A 5,139-nucleotide genomic window follows, 5' to 3' on the forward strand; every position below is an offset into this window, starting at 1 on the left:
TTTTGCCTACTTTTCTTTGGCAAGACAAAGAAAAGTAGGTCGGCCCCGGCAGGGGACGAAAGGGAGGCAAACCACCAACACCAAAACCTTCACCCAACAACAACCGGCTTTTCCCCAGTCAACAGGTAGTGCATCAGCTCGCGCACAGGCCGGATCGCCTGCCCAAACGGCAGCTTGCCCGCCCCCCGGAAAAACAGCCCGCGCTCCACGTCACCGCGCAGCGCCTGAGCAAGCTTCAGGTCGATGCAGAACTGCCCCACCTTCCCAATCCCATCCCGCAACCCGCAGGTCTGCAGACAATCAAACCCCTGCAAACAATCCCGCACCTTGGCCTTGGCCTGCAAGGCGCTTTCGCGCGAGAGATACCGCGACAGCCAAGGCGTCATCACCGCCCGCGCCGGCAGCCCCGCCACGCTGACGAACTCGGCGATATCCCCATCCTCCGCCCCCGTCAGCACGCGCTTGAAGCGCGGATGCGCATCGCCCTCCTCCGTCACGGCAAACGCCGTGCCCAGCTGCACGGCAGCCGCGCCCTTGTCCAGCCAATGCCGCACCTTGGCATGCGAATCGATGCCGCCCGCCAGGATCAGCGGAATCTGCTCCGCCGCCAGCCCCAGCTTGACGAACAACTCCCGGCATTCGTCCAGCACGCGCGCAAACGAAAACCGCTCGTCGCCCAGATCCTCGATGCGCGCCGCACCCAGGTGCCCGCCCGCATGTGCGGGATGCTCGATCACCACGGCATCGGGCAAGCGCGCCTTCTTCATCCACCGCTTGAGCACCACACTCACGCCGCGCGCATCGGACAGGATCGGGATCAGCGCGATCTGCGGATAGTTGGCCGTCATCTCCGGCAGGTCGAGCGGCAGGCCCGCCCCCATGACGATGGCATCGGCGCCGCTTTCGCACGCCTGCCGCACCAGCGCTGGGTGCGACTCCACCGCCTTCATCACGTTCACGGCGATCATGCCGTTGCCCTGGCTACGCTCGCGCGCAGCCCGGATCTCGCGGTCCAGCGCGACCAAGTTGGCGGCGTTGATGGCCTCCTTGTCGTGCGACTTTTCGGTGGCGGCCGCCAGGTCCGCATGGTGGTGGCGCAGGTCGATGCTGGCGATGGTGCCGACGCCGCCTTCGCGCGCCACGGCGCCGGCCAGCCGATGCGCCGAGATACCCACGCCCATCCCGCCCTGCACGATGGGCACGAGGCTGCGCCCCGCGAGTGTGAAACGACGCTCCAGCATGACAACTCCCCGCGGCATTGCCGCAATGCAATAGAAAATGGGATCGAGCGTCGCACAGGTGAAACGGCGCGGGGTTGCGCCAGGTCAAGGCGTGTCACATCGGTGCGCGGGAGGGCACATTGCAGCGCGGTCAGGTCAGAACTGACCGGGCGTGATGGGTCGTGAGGGGCGGCGTCCGGGTTTTTACCTTGGCACCGCGCGCCTGCCTGTGCTTAAATTCAGGCTCGTTGGATGAAACAGGGGTGCCGTGCGGATGGGCCGCGCGGCTGAGAGAGTCCCTTCGCACCCGATCCGGTTCGTACCGGCGTGGGAAGTTTCTTCAGATTACCGCGTAGTCTCTGGCAGCCCGACCGCTTCACTTTCAGGCCCCGCCACCTCTCCCGGTTTCGTCCACAGCCTGCCCCGCCAGGCCAAGAATCTAGGACGAGACCATGCCCCAAGCCAAAAACGCCCCCGCCGCCTCATTCGACTCGCTGCAGTCCGAGCTCGACCAGAAGTTCGCCTATCCGGCTTCCAGCAAGACCTACATCGCCGGCAGCCGCCCGGACCTGCGCGTGCCGATGCGCACCATCAAGCAGACCGCCACGCGCACCGACCAGGGCGAATCGCTGAACCCGGTGATCCCGGTGTACGACACCTCGGGCCCGTACTCCGACCCGGACGTGCACATCGACCTGAAGGCGGGCCTGGCCCCGCTGCGCGCCAAGTGGATCGACGAGCGCGGCGACACCGTGGTGCTGCCGGGCCTGTCGTCGGAATATGGCCAGGCGCGCGCGCATGATCCGGCCACCGCGCACTTGCGCTTCGCACAGTTGACCAATCCGCGCCGTGCCAAGCCGGGCGCCAACGTGAGCCAGATGCACTATGCACGTCGCGGCATCATCACGCCGGAAATGGAATACGTTGCGCTGCGCGAATCGCTGAACCTGCAAGCGCTTATGGACAAGCCCGAGTACCGCAAGCTGCTCAAGCAGCATCCGGGCTTCTCGTATGGCGCCAACCTGCCGCAGCGTCCGGAAGACATCACGCCGGAATTCGTGCGCCAGGAAATCGCCGCCGGCCGCGCCATCATCCCGGCCAACATCAACCACGTCGAGCTGGAGCCGATGGCCATCGGCCGCAACTTCCGCGTGAAGATCAACGGCAACCTGGGCAACTCGGCGGTCACGTCTTCGCTGGCCGAGGAAGTGGAAAAGATGGTGTGGGCGATCCGCTGGGGCGCCGACACGATCATGGATCTGTCCACCGGCAAGCACATCCACGAGACGCGCGAATGGATCCTGCGCAACTCGCCGGTGCCCATCGGCACGGTGCCGATCTACCAGGCGCTGGACAAGACCGGCGGCGTGGCCGAAGACCTGACGTGGGAGATGTTCCGCGACACCCTCATCGAGCAGGCCGAACAGGGCGTCGACTACTTCACCATCCACGCCGGCGTGCTGCTGCGCTACGTGCCGCTCACGGCGGACCGCATCACCGGCATCGTCTCGCGCGGTGGCTCGATCATGGCCAAGTGGTGCCTGGCGCATCACAAGGAAAACTTCCTGTACACGCACTTCGACGAGATCTGCGAAATCATGAAGGCGTACGACGTGTCGTTCAGCCTGGGTGATGGCCTGCGCCCGGGTTGCATTGCCGACTCGAACGACGCTGCGCAGTTCGGCGAGCTGCACACGCTGGGCGAGCTGACCAAGAAGGCGTGGGAGCACGACGTGCAGGTGATGATCGAGGGCCCGGGCCACGTACCGCTGCAGCGCGTGCAGGCCAACATGGACGAAGAGCTCAAGCACTGCTTCGAAGCCCCGTTCTACACGCTGGGCCCGCTGGTGACCGACATCGCCCCGGGCTACGACCACATTACCAGCGGCATCGGCGCGGCCAACATCGGCTGGTATGGCACGGCCATGCTGTGCTACGTCACGCCCAAGGAACACCTGGGCCTGCCGGACAAGGAAGACGTGCGCGAAGGCATCATCACCTACAAGATCGCCGCGCACGCGGCTGACCTTGCGAAGGGCTGGCCGGGCGCACAGTTGCGTGACAACGCGCTGTCGAAGGCACGCTTCGAATTCCGCTGGGAAGACCAGTTCAACCTCGGCCTCGACCCCGAGAAGGCACGCGCCTTCCACGACGAGACCCTGCCCGCCGAGGGCGCCAAGATTGCCCACTTCTGCTCGATGTGCGGCCCCAAGTTCTGCTCGATGAAGATCACGCAGGAGGTGCGCGACTATGCGGCCTCGCTCGACGCCAACGCCAGCTCTGCCGCTGCTAGCGCAACCCAGGGCATGGAAGAGAAGTCGATCGAGTTCCGCAAGGCCGGCGCGAAGATCTACAGCTAACCAACCGGTGCAATGCCAACCCCATTTGACGTAACGATCCTCGGCGGCGGCCTCGCAGGCCGCCTGTGTGCATGGCAACTCGCGCAGACGGGGGTACCCCCCGCGCGCATTGCCGTGGTGGAGCGCGGCGCGCGCGACGGCAGCGGTGCCGCCGCGTTCGTGGCCGCCGCCATGCTGGCGCCGCTGGCCGAAGCCGCCGTGGCCGATCGTTTCGTCGTCGACCTGGGGTTGGCGAGCCTGGCGCTGTGGCGCAACTGGCTGCCGACGCTGCGCACGCCGGTGTTCTTCCAGCAGGCCGGCACGCTGGTGGTGTGGCATGCGGCAGACCGGGGCGAGGCCTCGCTCTTCGCCAATCACGTGCGCAACGCGGCACCGCCCGAGCGCGTCGCCGCTGACTTGCGTGCGGTGGACGCGACGGGCATCGCCACGCTGGAACCGGCGCTGGCGCAGCGCTTCTCGCAGGGGCTGTATCTGGCGGGCGAAGGCCAGTTGGACCCTCGCGCCCTGCTCGATGCGCTCGCGACCGAGCTGGAAGCGCTGGGCGTGCAACTGCGCTGGAACACCGAGATCGCTGATCCGCGCTCGGACGCGCTGGCCGCAGCCGGCCTGGGCGCACGCCTCGTGCTCGACTGCCGGGGCCTCGGCGCCAAGCCGCAATGGCCGCAGCTGCGCGGCCTGCGCGGCGAGGTCGCGCGCATCCACGCGCCCGACGTGTCGCTCACGCGCCCGGTGCGCATGCTGCATCCGCGTTACCCGATCTACATCGCGCCCAAGCCGGGCAACGTCTACGTGATCGGCGCGACCGAGATCGAATCCGACGATGCCTCGCCCATCAGCGTGCGCTCGACGCTGGAGCTGCTGTCCGCCGCCTATGCCGTGCACCCCGCCTTTGGCGAGGCGCGCGTGCTGGAGCTGAACACGCAGTGCCGACCGACCCTGCCCGATCATCGCCCGGCGATCCGCTGGGATGGTGCCGGCACGCTTTCTGTGAACGGGTTGTACCGGCACGGTTATATGATCGCGCCCGCCGTCACCCAAGCTGCGGTGGCTGCCGCACACGCGCTGTTGGACGGTCGCGCCCTCGATGCGCAGTCGAGCGAATGGCCTGCGCTGTTTTCCGCTGCGGCATCGCCCGAACCTGTTTTGTCATGACGCTGAACGTCACCCTTAATGATCTGTCGCTCGCGCTGCCCGCCGGCAGCACGCTGGCCGACGCCATTGGCGCTGCTGCGCCACAGTTGCAGATCGCCCCGCCGTTTGCCGCCTCCGTGAATGGCGATTTCGTGCCGAAGACGCGCCACGCGCAACATGCGCTCAACGCAGGCGATCGCATTGCCTTGGTCCAGCCCGTGGTGGGCGGCTAGGAGTTCCTGATGACCGATACGAATCTTTCCGCGCTGACGTCCGATCCGCTGCGCTTGTACGACGAAGTCTTTACCTCGCGCCTGCTGCTGGGCACCGCGCGCTATCCATCGCCGCAATCGCTGGAAGAAGCGGTGCGCACGTCCAACCCGGCCATGCTGACCGTGGCGCTGCGCCGCCAGAGCGCGGGCTCGCCC

4 protein-coding genes, 1 pseudogene and 1 riboswitch are annotated in these 5,139 nt (G+C 66.7%); of the genes and pseudogenes, 4 read left to right on the forward strand and 1 reads right to left on the reverse strand.

The annotated features are described in order from the left end of the window. Positions 1–89: 89 nt before the first annotated feature. Positions 90–1,241, reverse strand: a complete 1,152-nt coding sequence (locus tag QZ609_RS24355; RefSeq protein ID WP_295500401.1) for a nitronate monooxygenase family protein — start codon at positions 1,239–1,241, stop codon at positions 90–92. Between the two features lie 228 nt (positions 1,242–1,469). Further along, positions 1,470–1,571, forward strand: a riboswitch (TPP riboswitch). A 101-nt stretch (positions 1,572–1,672) separates the two neighbouring features. Between QZ609_RS24355 and thiC the strand changes: the two genes are divergently transcribed. The 4 genes and pseudogenes from thiC to QZ609_RS24375 all read left to right on the forward strand — a co-directional run. Further along, complete coding sequence (gene thiC, locus QZ609_RS24360; protein WP_295500404.1) at positions 1,673–3,580, forward strand: phosphomethylpyrimidine synthase ThiC; 1,908 nt, start codon at positions 1,673–1,675, stop codon at positions 3,578–3,580. 12 nt (positions 3,581–3,592) lie between these two features. Further along, a complete protein-coding gene (locus tag QZ609_RS24365; protein ID WP_295500406.1) occupies positions 3,593–4,732 on the forward strand; it encodes an FAD-dependent oxidoreductase in 1,140 nt (379 codons plus the stop codon). Continuing rightward, complete coding sequence (gene thiS / locus QZ609_RS24370) at positions 4,729–4,944, forward strand: sulfur carrier protein ThiS (protein ID WP_295500408.1); 216 nt, start codon at positions 4,729–4,731, stop codon at positions 4,942–4,944. Before QZ609_RS24365 ends, thiS begins: the two co-directional genes overlap by 4 nt. A 9-nt stretch (positions 4,945–4,953) precedes the next feature. After that, positions 4,954–5,139, forward strand: a pseudogene (locus QZ609_RS24375) (thiazole synthase); the annotation flags it as partial.

The sequence above is a fragment of the uncultured Ralstonia sp. genome (assembly GCA_913056305.1).
Classification (GTDB): Bacteria; Pseudomonadota; Gammaproteobacteria; order Burkholderiales; family Burkholderiaceae; genus Ralstonia.